General features: G+C 65.3%; 18 protein-coding genes. 9 read left to right on the forward strand and 9 right to left on the reverse strand.

The window, feature by feature from the left end:
- The first annotated feature begins 44 nt into the window (after positions 1 to 44).
- Positions 45 to 620, forward strand: coding sequence for an isochorismatase family protein (locus IEI94_RS06500; RefSeq protein WP_191166492.1), 576 nt, complete (start codon positions 45 to 47; stop codon positions 618 to 620).
- Here the strand turns inward: IEI94_RS06500 and yaaA are convergent.
- Entirely contained in the window at positions 613 to 1392 is a 780-nt protein-coding gene (gene yaaA / locus IEI94_RS06505) for a peroxide stress protein YaaA (protein WP_191166493.1), read from the reverse strand. The two genes, IEI94_RS06500 and yaaA, sit on opposite strands and share 8 nt — an antisense overlap.
- Before the next feature lie 94 nt (positions 1393 to 1486).
- Positions 1487 to 2518 (reverse strand): NADP(H)-dependent aldo-keto reductase, encoded by a 1032-nt coding sequence (locus tag IEI94_RS06510; RefSeq protein ID WP_191166494.1) that lies wholly within the window; start codon positions 2516 to 2518, stop codon positions 1487 to 1489.
- A gap of 230 nt (positions 2519 to 2748) precedes the next feature.
- Between IEI94_RS06510 and IEI94_RS06515 the strand changes: the two genes are divergently transcribed.
- Complete coding sequence (locus IEI94_RS06515) at positions 2749 to 3252, forward strand: tetratricopeptide repeat protein (RefSeq protein WP_191166495.1); 504 nt, start codon at positions 2749 to 2751, stop codon at positions 3250 to 3252.
- Positions 3253 to 3387: 135 nt separating this feature from the next.
- Positions 3388 to 3912, forward strand: coding sequence for a hypothetical protein (locus IEI94_RS06520; RefSeq protein WP_191166496.1), 525 nt, complete (start codon positions 3388 to 3390; stop codon positions 3910 to 3912).
- Between the two features lie 11 nt (positions 3913 to 3923).
- Here the strand turns inward: IEI94_RS06520 and IEI94_RS06525 are convergent, their stop codons facing one another.
- Genes IEI94_RS06525 through IEI94_RS06550 form a run of 6 tightly spaced genes read right to left on the reverse strand, consistent with a single transcriptional unit; the run spans position 3924 to position 7133 of the window.
- A complete protein-coding gene (locus IEI94_RS06525; protein WP_191166497.1) occupies positions 3924 to 4472 on the reverse strand; it encodes a TIGR00730 family Rossman fold protein in 549 nt (182 codons plus the stop codon).
- Between the two features lie 46 nt (positions 4473 to 4518).
- Positions 4519 to 5040, reverse strand: a complete 522-nt coding sequence (locus IEI94_RS06530; protein WP_191166599.1) for a DUF501 domain-containing protein — start codon at positions 5038 to 5040, stop codon at positions 4519 to 4521.
- Positions 5012 to 5338, reverse strand: coding sequence for a hypothetical protein (locus IEI94_RS06535; RefSeq protein ID WP_191166498.1), 327 nt, complete (start codon positions 5336 to 5338; stop codon positions 5012 to 5014). Before IEI94_RS06535 ends, IEI94_RS06530 begins: the two co-directional genes overlap by 29 nt.
- A gap of 58 nt (positions 5339 to 5396) precedes the next feature.
- A complete protein-coding gene (gene ybaK / locus IEI94_RS06540) occupies positions 5397 to 5864 on the reverse strand; it encodes a Cys-tRNA(Pro) deacylase (RefSeq protein ID WP_191166499.1) in 468 nt (155 codons plus the stop codon).
- On the reverse strand, positions 5861 to 6682 hold the full coding sequence (locus IEI94_RS06545; protein WP_191166500.1) for a hypothetical protein: 822 nt from the start codon (positions 6680 to 6682) through the stop codon (positions 5861 to 5863). The genes ybaK and IEI94_RS06545 overlap by 4 nt, the downstream gene beginning before the upstream one ends.
- A gap of 25 nt (positions 6683 to 6707) precedes the next feature.
- Positions 6708 to 7133, reverse strand: a complete 426-nt coding sequence (locus IEI94_RS06550; RefSeq protein ID WP_191166501.1) for a hypothetical protein — start codon at positions 7131 to 7133, stop codon at positions 6708 to 6710.
- Positions 7134 to 7177: 44 nt separating this feature from the next.
- On the opposite strand from IEI94_RS06550, the gene IEI94_RS06555 reads away from it, so the two are divergent.
- A complete protein-coding gene (locus IEI94_RS06555) occupies positions 7178 to 8359 on the forward strand; it encodes a MalY/PatB family protein (RefSeq protein WP_191166502.1) in 1182 nt (393 codons plus the stop codon).
- Positions 8360 to 8371: 12 nt separating this feature from the next.
- Here IEI94_RS06555 and IEI94_RS06560 read toward each other — a convergent pair whose 3' ends face one another.
- On the reverse strand, positions 8372 to 9295 hold the full coding sequence (locus IEI94_RS06560; protein WP_191166503.1) for a tetratricopeptide repeat protein: 924 nt from the start codon (positions 9293 to 9295) through the stop codon (positions 8372 to 8374).
- A 104-nt stretch (positions 9296 to 9399) separates the two neighbouring features.
- Here IEI94_RS06560 and IEI94_RS06565 point away from each other — a divergent pair, with 104 nt between their 5' ends.
- From IEI94_RS06565 to IEI94_RS06585, 5 genes are all read left to right on the forward strand, one after another.
- On the forward strand, positions 9400 to 10149 hold the full coding sequence (locus IEI94_RS06565) for a DUF3750 domain-containing protein (RefSeq protein ID WP_318153368.1): 750 nt from the start codon (positions 9400 to 9402) through the stop codon (positions 10147 to 10149).
- A 175-nt stretch (positions 10150 to 10324) separates the two neighbouring features.
- Complete coding sequence (gene thpD, locus IEI94_RS06570; RefSeq protein ID WP_191166504.1) at positions 10325 to 11266, forward strand: ectoine hydroxylase; 942 nt, start codon at positions 10325 to 10327, stop codon at positions 11264 to 11266.
- A gap of 761 nt (positions 11267 to 12027) precedes the next feature.
- Positions 12028 to 12459 (forward strand): OmpA family protein, encoded by a 432-nt coding sequence (locus IEI94_RS06575; protein ID WP_191166505.1) that lies wholly within the window; start codon positions 12028 to 12030, stop codon positions 12457 to 12459.
- Between the two features lie 56 nt (positions 12460 to 12515).
- Positions 12516 to 14189, forward strand: a complete 1674-nt coding sequence (locus IEI94_RS06580; protein WP_191166506.1) for a nitrate ABC transporter substrate-binding protein — start codon at positions 12516 to 12518, stop codon at positions 14187 to 14189.
- A gap of 52 nt (positions 14190 to 14241) precedes the next feature.
- On the forward strand, positions 14242 to 15123 hold the full coding sequence (locus IEI94_RS06585; RefSeq protein WP_191166507.1) for a glycine betaine ABC transporter substrate-binding protein: 882 nt from the start codon (positions 14242 to 14244) through the stop codon (positions 15121 to 15123).
- The last annotated feature ends 57 nt before the right edge of the window (positions 15124 to 15180 follow it).

Genomic DNA, 15180 nt, shown 5'->3' on the forward strand with positions numbered 1-15180 from the left:
TCTCAGCCCGTCATGATGCCGGCAGGTCGAGATGAGGACGCATAATGCGCATGGTGCTGGAAGAGAGTCTGGTGATGCTGGTCGATCTGCAGGCGCGGCTGCTGCCGGTGATCGATGACGGGGAGCAGGCGGTCGCCGAGGCGGTGTGGCTAGGTCGACTGGCCACGGCGCTTGAGGTGCCGGTATGGCTGACCGAGCAGTACCCGGCAGGCCTGGGGCATAGCGACCCGCGCTTGCTCGAGGCGCTGCCCCAGGCGCGCCGCTGGCAGAAGTCACACTTCGGCGCGCTGGACGAGGCGCCGCTGGCCGAGGCCCTGGCGGCCAGCGGGCGGCGCCAGATCGTGCTGTGTGGCGCCGAAGCGCATATCTGCGTGCTGCAGACGGCGCTGGGGCTGCGTGAGGCGGGCTATGCGGTCTTCTGGCTGGACGAGGCTACCGTCAGTCGGCGCCGCGGCGAGGCGCGGCTGGCCAGGCAGCGTGCCGTACAGGCCGGGGCCGTGGCGGTGAGTGCCGACATGGTCGCCTACGAGTGGCTGAAGCGCTGCGACGATGCGCGATTCAAGGACATTCACCGCCGCTTCCTGCGCGAGCGCGCGGCTCGCCCGCTGAACTTCAGCTAGCGTCCTCCTCGCGAGTAAACACCAGCGTCCTGCCTTCCGACATGGCGGGATGATAGCGGTAGCCGGCGACGTCGAAGTCCTTGAGCCCCTCGGCGTCGTTGAGGCGCTGGCGAATGATCCAGGCGCTCATCAGGCCGCGCGCTTTCTTGGCGTAGAAGCTGATGATCTTGTATTGCCCATTCTTGGCATCCTTGAACACCGGGGTGATGACCTCGGCATCTAGCGCCTTGGTATCGATGGCCTTGAAGTATTCGTTGGACGCCAGGTTGACCAGCACCGGGCTGCCGCTGCGAGCGATGACCTGGTTGAGGTCGGCGGTCAGGGTCTGTTTCCAGAAGGCGTAGAGATCCTTGCCGGCAGGATTCGGCAGGCGGGTTCCCATCTCCAGGCGGTAGGGCTGAATCAGGTCGAGCGGCTTGAGTAGCCCATAGAGCCCGGAGAGGATGCGCAGATGCTCCTGGGCGAAGGCGTTGTCCTCTTCGCTGAAGGTATCGGCTTCCAAACCGACGTAGACATCGCCCTGGAAGGCCTGGGCGGCCTGTTTGGCATTGTCGAGGTCGAACGGTGGCTGCCACTCGGCGAAGCGGGCGGCGTTGAGCCCGGCCAGCTTGTCGCTGATGCCCATCAGCTCGGAGAGCTGCTGCGGTGAGTAGTCGCGCAGGATATCGATCAGCTGCTGGCTGTGCTCGAGGTGATCCGGCAGGCTGTGGGCGACGGTCGAGGGGGAGGTCTCGAAGTCGAGTGTCTTGGCAGGGGATATCACGCTCAGCATGGGGCGCTCCTTGTAACCCGAAAATGTCTGCCGCGAGTATACCAAGCCCATCCAGTGGGCGCGGCTATCGAGATGATAGGCCGCGCCGCGGAGGTCAGGGGCAGGGGTTGGGCAGGCGGCGGTGAACCGCCTCGATGGCCTCGATCACCTCCTGATCGAGCCTGAGTGACTCGCTGGCCAGGTTGGACTCGAGCTGCTCCATGCTTGTGGCACCGATGATGTTGCTGGTCAGGAACGGCCGTGAATTGACGTAGGCCAGCGCCATTTGCGCCGGGTCGAGGCCATGCTCCTTGGCGATCTGCACATAGGCTCGGGTGGCCTCTTCGGCAGGCGCCGAGGTGTAGCGCTTGAAGCGCTCGTAGAGCGTCAGGCGGCCCTTGGGAGGGCGCGCGCCGTCGAGGTACTTGCCGGACAGTACCCCGAAGGCTAGCGGCGAATAGGCCAGCAGGCCGACGTCTTCGCGGTGAGCGATCTCGGCCAGGCCGACCTCGAAACTGCGGTTAAGCAGATTATAGGGGTTCTGCACGCTGGCCACGCGCGGTACGCCGATGGTCTCCGCCAGCCGCAGGCAGCGCATCACCCCCCAGGGGGTCTCGTTGGAGAGGCCGATGGCGCGCACCTTGCCGGCGTCTACCAGCTCCTTGAGCGCGCCCAGGGTCTCCTCCAGCGGAATGGCGTCCTCTTCCTCGTCGTGCTCGTAGCCGAGACGGCCGAAGTAGTTGGTGCTGCGATCCGGCCAGTGCAGCTGGTAAAGATCGACATAGTCGGTCTGTAGCCGGGCCAGGCTGGCGTCGATGGCCTTGTGGATATGCGCGCGGCTCATGCGCGGGCCGCCGCGGATATGCTCGAGGCCGGGGCCGGACGCCTTGGTGGCGATGATTACGTCGTCGCGGGCGCCGCGGCGCTTGAGCCAACTGCCGATATACGCCTCGGTGCGACCCTGGGTGTCGGCCTGGGGCGGTACCGGGTACATCTCGGCGGTATCGATGAAGTTGATGCCGAACGCCACGGCGCGGTCGAGCTGCTCGTGGGCTTCGGCCTCGCTGTTCTGCTCGCCGAAGGTCATGGTGCCAAGGCACAGCCGGCTGACGTCGATACCGGTATCGCCAAGGGGTCGAATCTGCATTCGTCACTCCAGATCGGGGAAAGAACGGAACAGGTGCCAAAGGGCATGGTAGCCGGGGCCCACCAAAGCGGCAAATGTCGGGGGTTGAGTCACCCTTGCAGGGGGCGTATGCTTGCGACCCCGTTGGCCCGGCGGAGCCCGGAGAGCCAGTCGTCAAGGGTGTGATGATCAGGCACAGGAAGAGTGCCGAAGAGAGCATCGCACCGGTTACCGGATCAAGGTTGTTTGCCATGCCGCAGGCATCTTCACTGTTTACCCGTCTCGAGTATCGTCTGGCGGAGCAGCTGTTTCACACCCGCTGGCTGCCCCGCTCGCCGCGCACTCAGCGCTTGACCATGCACCTCTACCAGCGCTGTGCCGAAGCCGGCCACACCGCGGCGCTATCAGTGTACGGGCATATGCTGTTTCATCGCGGTGCCAGCCCCCAGGACAAGGCCAAGGGCGCGCGCTATGTGCTGCAGGCCGCGCATAGCGGCGATGAGCGCGCCCAGTACCAGGCCGGGGCGATCTATGAGCACGGCTGCGCCCAGTACCCGCGGCGCGATGATCACGCGGTGACCTGGTATGCGCGGGCCGGAGAGGCAGGCCATGCCCTGGCGGCCTCGCGTCTGGCTGATGCCTACCGCCATGGTCAGCTGGGCCTGGCCGTGGACTGCCAGCGCGCCGAATATTGGCAGCGTCTGGCCGACCAGCATGCCGGCCTTGAGATGCAAGAAGCGGCTACCCGACACTAGGCGCTTGTCGTGCCTCTCGTGATGATCGGTCAAGCTCGACGGACTGCTGGTCGACCGCGGTGCACTTAGCCCTTACCCTATAGGCCTGATCGAGCGCTCGATCAGGCCTATGCGCTTTCAGAGGATGCCTACCACGTGGCCTTGCCTACCCTGCTGGATATTGAAGCGTCCGGGTTCGGACGCGGCAGCTACCCGATCGAGGTAGGCCTGGCGCGGCCGGACGGCTCGAGCTGCGCCTTTCTGATCCAGCCGCTGGATGAGTGGACCCACTGGGACCCCAAGGCCGAGCTGTTGCACGGTATCTCGCGCAATCGCCTGAACCGCGAAGGGCATCCTGTGATCGAGGTGGCGCGCTGGCTCAACGACGAGTTGGCCGAGGAGGGCGTGGCCTATAGCGACAGCTGGGGCTACGACAACACCTGGCTGTCGCTGCTGTTCCATCATGCCGGGATGCTGCCGCGCTTCCGCCTGGAGGCGCTGCGCCGGCTGCTGTGTGACGAGCAGCTGGCGCTGTGGCAGACCACCAAGGAAACCTTGATTCGCGAGCGCGGTATTCAGCGCCACCGGGCCGGGGAAGATGCCCGGCTGCTGCAGCTCACCTATGCTCGTACCCGGGCGCTGGTGGATGCCCGCGCGGCGCATCGCCGACGCGGACGCTAGGTCTGCCGCGCTCAGCCGGCCAGATGATGTTCGAGGTGATCCAGCAGCGCCGCGGGTGTCTCGGCGGAGAGCAGGTTGGCGCGAGTTTCGGGATCGAGGAAGCCGTGGGCCACGGTATTGTCGAGAAAGCCCAGTAGTGGCGAGTAAAACCCATGGGTGTCGAGCACGCCGATGGGCTTGTCGTGCAGACCGAGATACTGCCAGGTCCAGGCTTCGAACAGCTCTTCCAAAGTGCCGATGCCGCCGGGCAGGGCGATAAAGGCCTCGGCGCGCGCCGCCATGCTGGCCTTGCGCTCATGCATATTGGCCACGCGGATCAGTTCGCTGAGGCCGTGATGGGCCTGCTCACGCTCGACCAGATGGTGCGGCATTACGCCGATCACCTCGCCGCCCTCGGCCATGGCGGCATCCGCTAGCGCTCCCATCAGGCCGATGCGCGCCCCGCCGTAGACCAGGCGGTGGCCGCGCCGCGCCATCTCGGCGCCCAGCGCCTCGGTGGCAGTGCGAAACTGCGGCTCGCGACCCTCGCGCGAGCCCAGATAGACACAAATATTGGCCATGGCGTCCTCCTTGAATGGTTCCTTATCCTAGCATCGCTGCGCCGGCTCAGGGCAGGCAGTCGGCGACGCCGTACTCGGCATCCAGCCACTGGCCAATGACGTTGTGACCGCAAAGGTGATGGGCGTACTGGGTGTGCAGGCAGCGCACCTGGTCCCAGTTACCGATGCCGCCGATACCGCGCTCGCGGAGCAGCGTCGTATAGCCAAGGCGCTCGGCCTCGACCTGCTGTTCGGCGGGCATGTGCTGCCAGCGCTGGGCGACATAGTCGCGGTGGCTGTCGTGGTAGGCGGCGAGGAAGACCGGGTCGTCCTGCAGGCGCGCTTCCAGCGACTTGATGACCCCGGCCGCCTCGATATGCGAAATCTCCACCTTGAGTCGCTCGGAGCTGAGCCAGTAGAGGGTCGGGAAGGGTTTGCCATCGACGATCGAGGCCATGCGCAGCACCAGCGGCGTGCCTTCGACGTCGGTGGCGGCCAGGGCCTGGATGCCGCGCGGCGTGCGGCCCAGCTGTTCGCAGATGATCGCCAACTGGCGGGCGTCAGGCATCGTGTCGGGGTGGAGCACCATCATCGGGATCTCGCAGGAATTTGTTCGAGCGGCCTACGGCGCGAAAGAACGCCTGGTTGAGCTGCACCGGCGTGGCCACGTAGCGCCACTGACGCTCGCAGTACTCGGCGGCGCGGGCCATCAGCACGTCGTAGAGGCGATTGAACGGGGCATCATAATCGTAGGGGTCGGCCCCGAACAACCGGATATGCGGGTAGTCGGCGAAGCGCTCCATGAAGTAGCGCTCCAGGTCGGCTTCCACCGCGCGGTGCTGGGCAGTGTTGTCCGGGTCCAGCCAGAGATTGTAGCGGATCGCCATGTTGGCTCCCGAAGCTAGGGGTAACTGGTCTGACAGCATAACCGATCAGTCGGCTCCATCAGCGAGCCAGGGGGGCTAGGCTAGCCGCAGTCAGGGCGATCAGGTCGGCACTGGCCAGGGCAATCTCCAGACCGCGACGCCCACCGCTGACATGTATGGGGTCGCGGCCTTCGGCGCTGGCGTCGATAAAGGTCGCCAGGCGCTTTTTCTGCCCCAGCGGACTGATACCACCTACCACATAGCCGGTGGCGCGCTCGGCGTCACCGGTGTCGGCCATGCTGGCCTTGCGCGCACCGGCGGCCCGCGCCAGCGCCTTGAGGTCGAGTTGGGCATTGACCGGCACCATGGCCACGACCAGCCGGCCGTTATCGAGCTGCGCCAGCAGCGTCTTGAACACCGTCTCCGGCGTCAGGCCAAGTGCTTCGGCCGCCTCGAGTCCGTAGGCCGGCGCGCGGGGGGCGTGGGGATACTCCAGCAGCTCATAGTTCACCTTGGCGCGTGTCAACGTCTTGATGGCCGGGGTCATGCGCGAGCCTCCTGTGCCGCCCGCTGTCCACGGCGCCAGCTTAGCCACTGCGACCAGCCCAGCAGCCACAGCGTGGCAACGCCAAAGCCGATCAGCGTCCCCCACCCCAACCCCAGGGTGGAGTAGGTCAGCGATACGCACAGCGTGTAGCTGAGCAGCGAGCCGAGGCCGGCGGGGAAGTGCTTGATCACCGTGGCCACCGGGGCGGCGCCATGCGACAGATGCAGCATGATCAGAAACGGGAACAGGGTCACCGGGAAGGCGGCCATGACGCCCGCCCAGGCGGCCGGCACCCAGTGCGCCAGGCTGGTAATCACCACGATGATCAGCGCGGCCAGCGCGGCGCGCAGTGCCAGCACCGCCCACGAGAAGCGCCCCGGGGGCGGCGTGCGGCTCTCCGGCACCCGCCGGTAGAGCCAGGTCACTACCACGATCGCCGCCAGGGTGGTCAGGGTGCCCGTGACGCGAGTGAAGTCGAGCTGGGTCAGCAGCAGGCTGACCGCCAGCCAGGCGCTGAAACCGCCGGCGCAGCCACGCAGGATGCCGCCTAGGCCGTCGCGGCGGCCGCAGGCCAGGTAGCCGGCACCGAGTGCCAGGGTGGCGGTGAACCCGGCCAGGGTGTGCACGGCGCTTTGTGTGGCGAACGCGGGCGAGATCTCCAGGCCGATAAACAGCAGGGCGATGGAGGTGCCCAGCGGATAGCCGGCCAGTAGGCCGGCGACCCGGGCGCTGACGCGCACCGCAATCGAGGAGAGCCCCAGCACCAGGCCGATCGACAGCGTGAGTTTGGCCAGCTGCCAGCTCAGTGGCACATCCATGTCGACTCCTCGGGCAAAGACGCGGTCATATCAGGCGCAGCTGCTGATGATCGTGCCAGGCCGCGGGCAGGGCCTCTGCCAGCGGCTCTGCAAGGTGCGCCGGCAGCGCCGCTTGGGCGTCGGCGAGGGTGTCGAAATGGCGCAGCCGCAGCCAGCAGTAGGCCCAGGCGCAGGCTTCCAGCTCGTCGCGGGGCACCGGCCTGGCGGGCATCTGCAGCAGCAGGAAGGTCGCGGACCGGGCCGCCCACAGCGGCGGCGTAGCGTCGCCGCTCCAGGCACCCAGGGTGGCGCCGTCGGGCGTCTCTTCGGGCTCGCCGAGCTTGGCCACCCGGGCGGTGTCGGCGAGAATCATCGCCAGGCGGTCGGGATCGGCCTGGCCCAGCAGCAGCCAGTGGCCGACCAGCCGCGAGGCGCCACGCATGGCCTTGGCATAGAAGGGGCTTTCAGGCATGTTCAAAGGCGATTCCTTGGCTGACCAGTGAGTGGAGAGACGTCATGCAGTTCGATTTTGCCACGCCGGTGGCTCGGCGGCATCCGCCCGACACCCGCGGCGATCACCCCGAGTGGCCGTCGCAGAAATGGCATCGCTATGCCGGCGACGTACTGCCGCTGTGGGTCGCCGATATGGACTTCGTGTCGCCGCCGGCGGTGATCGAGGCGCTGCAGGCGCGGGTCGACCACGGCGTATTCGGCTACGGCATGGTGCCCGACAGCCTGCGACGCACGCTGTGCGACTGGAGTGCCAGCCACTACGGGTGGCCGATCGACGCCGACTGGCAGCTGTGGCTGCCCGGCGTGGTGCCGGCGCTGCACCTGGCCAGCATGGCGCTCACCGAGCCCGGTGAGGGCGTACTCACCGTCACGCCGATCTATCCGCCGTTTCTCAAGGTCGCCGAGCGCACCGGCCGGCTGGCGCAGCAGGCGCCGCTGGCCGAGCCGACGGCGCCGGGTGAACCCTGGCGGCTCGACCTCGACGCCCTGGAAGCGGCGATCACTGACGATACGCGGCTGCTGCTGTGGTGTCATCCGCACAACCCGACCGGGCGTGTCTGGCAGGCCGAGGAGCTGGCCGGGCTGGCCGCGCTGGTGGAAAAGCACGACCTGCTGGTGGTCTCCGACGAGCTGCACTGCGATCTGCTGCTCGACGAGGGCGCCAGACATCAACCGCTGGCGGCCGCCTTCCCGGCGCTGGCGGCGCGAACCATTACCCTCTGGGCGCCGTCAAAGACCTTCAACCTGGCCGGCCTGACCTGCGCCTGCGCGGTGATTCCCGACCCTGATCTGCGCCAGCGCTTCGCCGCCCAGATGAAGGGGCTGCAGTCCGACCCCAACGTGCTCGGGCTGGTCGCCGCCGAAGCGGCCTACGCCGAGGGCGATCCCTGGCGTCAGGCGCTGCTCGAGGTGCTGCGCGGGCATCGCCAGCGCCTGGCAGAGCGCGTGGCGACATGGCCGGGGGTGAGCATGCACCTACCGCAGTCGACCTATCTGGCCTGGCTCGATATGCGCCAGGCCGGCCTCGGTGATTGCCCCCAGCAGGCCCTGCTGCACGACACCGGGGTAGCGCTGTCGGACGGCGCCGACTTCGGCTGGCCGGGCTTCGTGCGGCTCAACTTCGGCACCACCGAGGCGCAGCTGGAGGCGGCGCTGGCAAGACTGGACGCGCGCCTATGCCGCTAGTGCGCTAGCGGCTCAGTACATCATGGCGAACAGTCGACGCCGATAGGTGACCGTCAGCGGGTGGTCGGCGCCCAGCGCATCGAATACCCGCAGCAGGGTCTGGCGGGCCAGATCGTCACCATAGGCGCGATCGCGCTGCATCAGCGCCAGCAGCGCGTCGAGACCGGCTTCGTAATCGCCGTCGGCGACCTGGCGTAGGGCGCGCAGATACTGCGCTTCGCTGTCGTCGCGGCCCTCGAGCGCGGCCAGCTCCTCTGCGCTGGGGGCCTCTTCGCCGAACTCCAGGCGCGCCCGCACGCCGCGAGCCTTGGGCGCATCGCGATCCTCTGGGGCGAGGCCGTCAAGCACCGCGCGGGCGCGGGCGGCATTGCCCTCGGCGAGCAGTGCGCCGGCCAGGTCGATACGGTAATCGACGTGCTCGGGGTGCGCCTGGGAGAGCTGTTCGAAGATGCCGCGTGCGGTGGTGGCATCGCCGGCGGCCAGGGCCGCCTGGGCCTGCTCTTCGGGGCTCTGCGGCGCGTCTTCCGGGGGCTGGATATATTTCGCCAGCCACTCGCGGATCTGTTTTTCGGGCAGCACGCCCTGGAACTCATCGAACAGCTGGCCCTGCATGATCAGCTTGACGTCGGGCACCGAGCGAATTCCCAGCTGCGCGGCGATCTGCTGGTGCTCCTCGATATTGAGCTTGGCGAGAATGAAGGCGCCGTTGTATTCCTGCGCCAGCTTCTCGAGGACTGGCATCAGGTTCTTGCACGGCTCGCACCAGGGTGCCCAGCAGTCGAGCAGCACGGGGGTCTGCATCGAGCCCTCCAGCACGACCTGCTGGAAGTTGCTCATGTCGATGTCGACGATGACATCGGCCGGCGCGGCACCGTTAGCCCCGGCGGGTTCGGGTGTGGTTAGCGGCTGACCGCTGTGGGGATCGACGATAGGCATACTATGACCTTGAAGCGGACGGATTTACACGCAACATGCGGGCCGCGGCGGCTGGATTCAAGCCCTGTGCCAGGATTAGCCGTTCACCTCAGGAGGTGCGAACAGTGAAAATGCTGCTGCGTGGCGTGGGTGTCGGCCTGCTGGTGGTTGCCCTGCTGCTGGCCGGCCCCCTATGGATGCTGGCCAGCGGCGCGGTGCCGCTGGATCGCCACTGGTCCTCGGCGGATCGTACGCCCGCGGGGTTGGCGCCGGAGACGCCCGGTACGCCGGTGGTGCAGGTCTACGCCGCACGCGCCTTCGGCTGGCGTGGCGCCTTCGGTGTGCACACCTGGATCGTGACCCGCGCCGAGGGCGAGGAGGACTTTCGCCTGCACCATGTGCTGAGCTGGCGGCGGCCCACGGTGGTATCGGGCGTCGATACACCGGATCGCGCCTGGTTCGGCAATCCGCCGACGCTGCTGGCCGACTATCGCGGCGAGGCGGCCGCCGCACTGGTACCGCTGATCGACGCCGCCATTGCCGACTACCCGGAGCCCGAACGCTACCGCGCCTGGCCCGGGCCCAACAGCAACTCCTTCGTCGCCTGGGTCATACGCGAGGTGCCGGGGTTCGACGCCGCCCTGCCCGTCACCGCGGTGGGGCGCGACTACCTGTTCGGCGAGGGCTGGGCGCCGACCACCAGCGGTAGCGGCTACCAGCTGGCGCTGGGTGGGCTGTTCGGCGTCAGCGTAGCGCGGGTCGAAGGCCTCGAGATTACCCTGCTGGGCCTGACCTTCGGCATCGACGTCCGGCGACCGGCGCTCAAGCTCCCCGGCGTCGGGCGGCTGGGGATGGCGCCACTCGCACCACGCTAGCGGCATGGCGCCAGCGGTAGGAAAGGGCTTGAATTGGTAACGTCAGCCCCCATGCATGATCAGGCACGTCACTACCCTCGCGCCGCCGCACGCTGCTGCGGCGGCGCGGTGGTTGCACCAAGACTGAACGCTTCTGCATCTACAACCCGATCACAGATATCAGGAGGTGATTTGGATGTCGGTACAGACCGCTACCCGCCATGCCCACTACCATTCACCGGCTGCGGATCAACGTGATCCCTATCCAACGCGCCTGTCGCGGCCGCTCGACATGCCGTGGCTGAAGCGCCGTGAGGCGGTGGTCAAGGGCGCCGCTGAGGATGGCCCCTTGAGTCAAGACCAGCTCGATACCTTCGAGCGGCAGGGCTTTCTGTTCGAACCTGATTTTCTCACTGGCGCAGAGCTCGATGCTATGCGCAATGAGCTCAAGGTGTTGATGGCGCGTCAGGAATACGCCGGTCGCGATTTCAGTATCACTGAGCCGGACGGTAGCGAGATACGCTCGCTGTTTGCCGTGCACTTTCTCTCCGAGCGTTTCCGGCAGCTGGCGCAGGATTCACGCTTGATGGGGCGCGCCGAACAGATTCTCGGAGGCGAGGCCTATGTGCATCAGTCGCGGATCAACTACAAGCCTGGTTTTCAGGGCAAGGGCTTCAATTGGCACTCCGATTTCGAAACCTGGCACGCCGAGGATGGCATGCCGGCGATGCATGCGCTGAGTGCGTCGATTGTGCTCACCGACAATCACCACTTCAACGGCCCGTTGATGCTGATACCAGGCTCGCACAAGGTGTTCGTGCCGTGTCTCGGCGAGACGCCGGATGATCATCACAAGCAGTCACTGAAAGTGCAGGAGCTCGGCGTGCCCAGCCGCGAGGCGCTCAGTAAGCTGATCGCACAGCACGGTATCGAGGCGCCTACGGGGGCGGCAGGGGGGCTGCTGCTGTTCGACTGCAATACGCTGCATGGCTCGAACGCCAATATGTCGCCAGATCCGCGCAGCAACGTCTTCTTTGTTTACAATCGGCGTGACAACCGCTGCACTTCGCCCTATGCGGCAAAGCGCCCACGGCCGTCCTTCCTGGCCCATCAGCCGGATGAGACCTGGTCGCCGTGACGTCCACGGTCGCTATCAGCGACGCATGATGCCGAGGCGCCGGCCTCGCCTATGCAGGCCCTCGGTCCCTGGCGCATCCGTCCCAGGGAAACCTTTCTAGAGTGTAATGATATGGTCGAGAACACCCAGTTCTCGACCGCTACTGCGGGACGGTTTCAGCATCAGACAGATCAATTTACTCTGCGGAGTTATGAGCCCGGCAAGTGGGCCTGAAACTGCTGGGCTTCGATATTTTCAGAGCGCTGGGGGGCTGGTTATTTGAGCATAGGGCCGCTGAAGTCATGGTGAATCGAGAATTTGGCGTTTGCTGATGATGGTCCACTGAACTTGTCTTGCTGCGCTCTTAGTTTTATCCTCGGGCTAAGGTTGCTGAGGTGGCGGGTGGAGCGCCCATCGAGGCAGAGCGCTGGTAAGGACGACAGAGCGCCTATTTCTCAACCAGGGAGGGACCCTTGGCCATGCATCGCCCCGCACGACTGTTCACCTTTGCCATCCTTCCCGTACTTCGCGTACTAGCGGTTTATCATGACTCCATTGCGGGAATTATCGATGAACAGTTCCGCTGTTTTTCGGGACATTTCCCATAAGGTACTTGGAACAGTGTAAGGCTGAGCGCTGTCTCGAAGCGTTTGCTGTCCAGGTGGAAGAATATTTATAGGCGCCCGCCGTTGTGATGACGATACCGCTGTCGGTCTAGGTGACATCGCCTTGGACTAGCGGTGCTTTAACAAGAAACTATAAGAACGGATTGTTGATAGCGAATGGATGCAAAGCGAATCTCTGGTCTTGTCCTGGTCCTGTTGGCCATCCTTCTGGCCGCGGCTCTCAGTTTCGTGGGCCGCGATCAGCAGTCACGTTCATTCACCGTGGATTTCCAGCAAGGGCGCACCCTCGCAGAGGACAGTGATACAGACATTGCCCGCATTGCGACTCTTATGAGCCGCCAGCCGCGCTACGAGGCGCTGATCGTCGGGCACTCGGGAACGCGTGGTGACGCCAGCGCTAATCTGGAACTCAGCCGTGCCCGCGCCGAGATTGTTAGCCGCAGGCTAATCGATGAAGGCATCGACAGTGATCGCCTGTTGATTCATGCGGTGGGGCGCGGCGAGCCGCTGGAACAGAGGGATGGGGAAAGTGAGCGCCGCTACCAGCAGCGTCTCGCCCGTGTCGAGGTTGAACTGGAATACCGATGAGAGAGCTAATGTCACCACGCTTAGCAACAGGACTCCTCTGGCTGACAACCGCATTGATGAGCACGACCGTTTTCGCCGAAACGCCGTCGCTGGACGATGCCGTGGAAGCGCCAGTACGGGCATGCCGAGCCAGCGATACGCTGCGGGTGCCGCTGGGGCGCTCGGGCGTGGACTTGGTCCCCCTGTTTGCCAATGGCTATGCCTTGACGACACAGGACAATAGCCACTTTGACCGGGAGGGCCTCGAGGTGGAGTTCGTTGCCGGTCAGGACCTGCCTGCCCAGGTCGAGTCCTTCCTGCGTTGTGAGACGCCAATTCTGAGAGCGACCCAGGGGCAGTTGCAGCTAGTGGCTGAACTCACCGCGCAGGTTCCGGGCAGTGACATGGTGGCCATCTACCATCACGGGTGGTCGTCCGGCGCGGATCATCTCGTTGCACGGGATGGACTGGTGACACCCGAGGACTTATCCGGGAAGCGCATCGCGATCGGCGCGTTCAGCCCGCAACTGGATTTGCTCGCCCACCTGGAGGACTCGGCACAGAGGCAGGGGCTACGCGACGATGCCGCTGACTGGGTATCCCCGGAGCTGGTGTTTTCAGAGCATGCCCATGGCCTGTATGACGACTCCCCGGGAGCGCGCTTCTTCGATGATGAGCGTATCGATGCGGCCTTGATGGGGTGGGATGATGCCCTGGTGCTCACAAGTGGCGGAGAGCGTGGGACCGGCGCAGAGGGCTCCGTTGCCGGAGCCCATATCCCGCTGTCCACGCGATCCGCTAGCCGGGTCGTGTCCCATGCCTATGTGGTGCGCCGCGACTACCTCGAGGCCAATCGGGATCAGGTCGAGCGCTTCATCGCGGCGCTGTTTGGTGCCGAAGAGGTCGTGCGCGAGAGGGTGGCAACCGGGGTCGTCGATTGGGACGCGGTGGCGGAACACGTGCTTGGTGACGCCGCGGAGACGGCCAGTGCCGAGACCCTGTGGTCACATGTCGAAACCGTAGGTCTGCAAGGTAACGTCAATTGGGCTAACCCGGACCATCCTCGTAGTTTTGCCAGCATCAATCGTGAGTTGGGGCGGGGGCTGCAGTCCCTGGGACTCATCAGTCAGCCCTGGTCGCTGGAGGTGGCCGCCCTGGATTATGGCAGCATCGCCGAGGGCATCTTCGATCAGCGCCGGGTGGCGCTTCCCGATTTCGACCAGGAAGAGGCGGCGCGCGTCATCGACCAGAGCCGTGCCGACGGTAATCTCGATGAGCGTACCGTGACACGCTTTACCATTACCTTCGACCCGAACCAGACCGGCTTCCCCGCCGCGCAGTACGCCGATGACTTCGACGAGGTCATCGGCGCAGCCACCCGCTATGGCGGTGCGGTATTCACCGTCGAGGGCCATGCCGATCCCCTCAAGTATCTGCAGCGCCGACACGAGGGTGCCGGTGAAGAGGAGCTACGCGCTATTCGGCAGTCGACCGAGAACCTCAGCCTTTCGCGGGCTCGTGAAGTGCGCGAGAGCCTGGTGGCCTACGCCGACCGGGAGGGTGTCATGCTGGATGAGAGCCAGTTCGTCACTGAAGGGCGGGGGCTCCACGAGCCTGCTACCGGACTGTGCGATGGCGACCCTTGTCCGCCGCAGACCGAGGCCGAATGGCGATCCAACATGCGCGTAGTGGTTCGCGCCGTTCGTATGGAAGCCGAGAGCAGTGCCTTCAGCCCGCCCCATGAGTGGTAGCGCGGCGCTAATCACGTTGGAACAACCGCATGGAAGATCAGAGGAATACACCATGATCCGCAAGCAGCACTCTCCTTTTTGCCGCGTTCTGGCGCTGGTGCTCACTCTAGCCATATGGTCGCCGCTGGCGTCGGCGGACCTCGGACGCCCGGAAGTGCGTATTGGCTGGACCGCCTGGAGCGATGCCGAGGCGGTGTCCAAGCTTACCGCCCTTACCCTGGGCAGTGTCGGGCTCGATGTGGAACTGACGCTCGCGAACATCCAGGCCCAGTACCGGGGGCTGGCCGAACAGAACCTGGACCTTATGCTGATGTCCTGGCAGCCCCATACCCATGCGTCCTACTTGGAGCGTTACGGAGATGAGTTGGAGGATCTCGGGGTGCTATATGAAGGCACCTCCATGGGCCTTGCCGTCCCCGAGTACGTGGACGACTCCATTCGCACCATTGCCGACCTGGCCGAGCATGCGGAGCTGTTCAAGGGGGAGATCACCGGCATTGACCCAGAGGCCGGACTCATGGTGGGTACTCGTGAGGCCATAGAGCACTATGGCCTTGATGCGTTCGATCTAACCGAGTCCTCGGGGCCGGCCATGACCCTGGCGTTAGGCAGGGCGTATGAGGAAGAGCAGCCTATTGTCGTGACAGCTTGGCGGCCTCACCGCAAGTGGGCCGCTTATGAACTGCGATTCCTGGAGGACCCGGATGGCATCTTCCCTGAAACGGAAGCCGTTCACGCCATGGGGCGCAAGGGGCTGCGTGAGGAACTGCCAGAGGTGGCGGAATTTATCGAGCGCATGGTGTTCGAGCTGGATCAACTGGAAGCACTGATGGCGGCGGCCGAGGTAGATGGGCATCGCACGGCCATTCGCGATTGGCTCAACGCCAACAATGACCAGGTACAGTCCTGGTTCCCCAGCAATGACAACCAGTAACGGTGACGGGCCACAGGACATAGTGCGTTTCATACAGAGGACAACACACGGGATTGT

Origin of the sequence: Halomonas sp. ML-15, from assembly GCF_014779595.1 — a bacterium.
GTDB lineage: Bacteria > Pseudomonadota > Gammaproteobacteria > Pseudomonadales > Halomonadaceae > Franzmannia.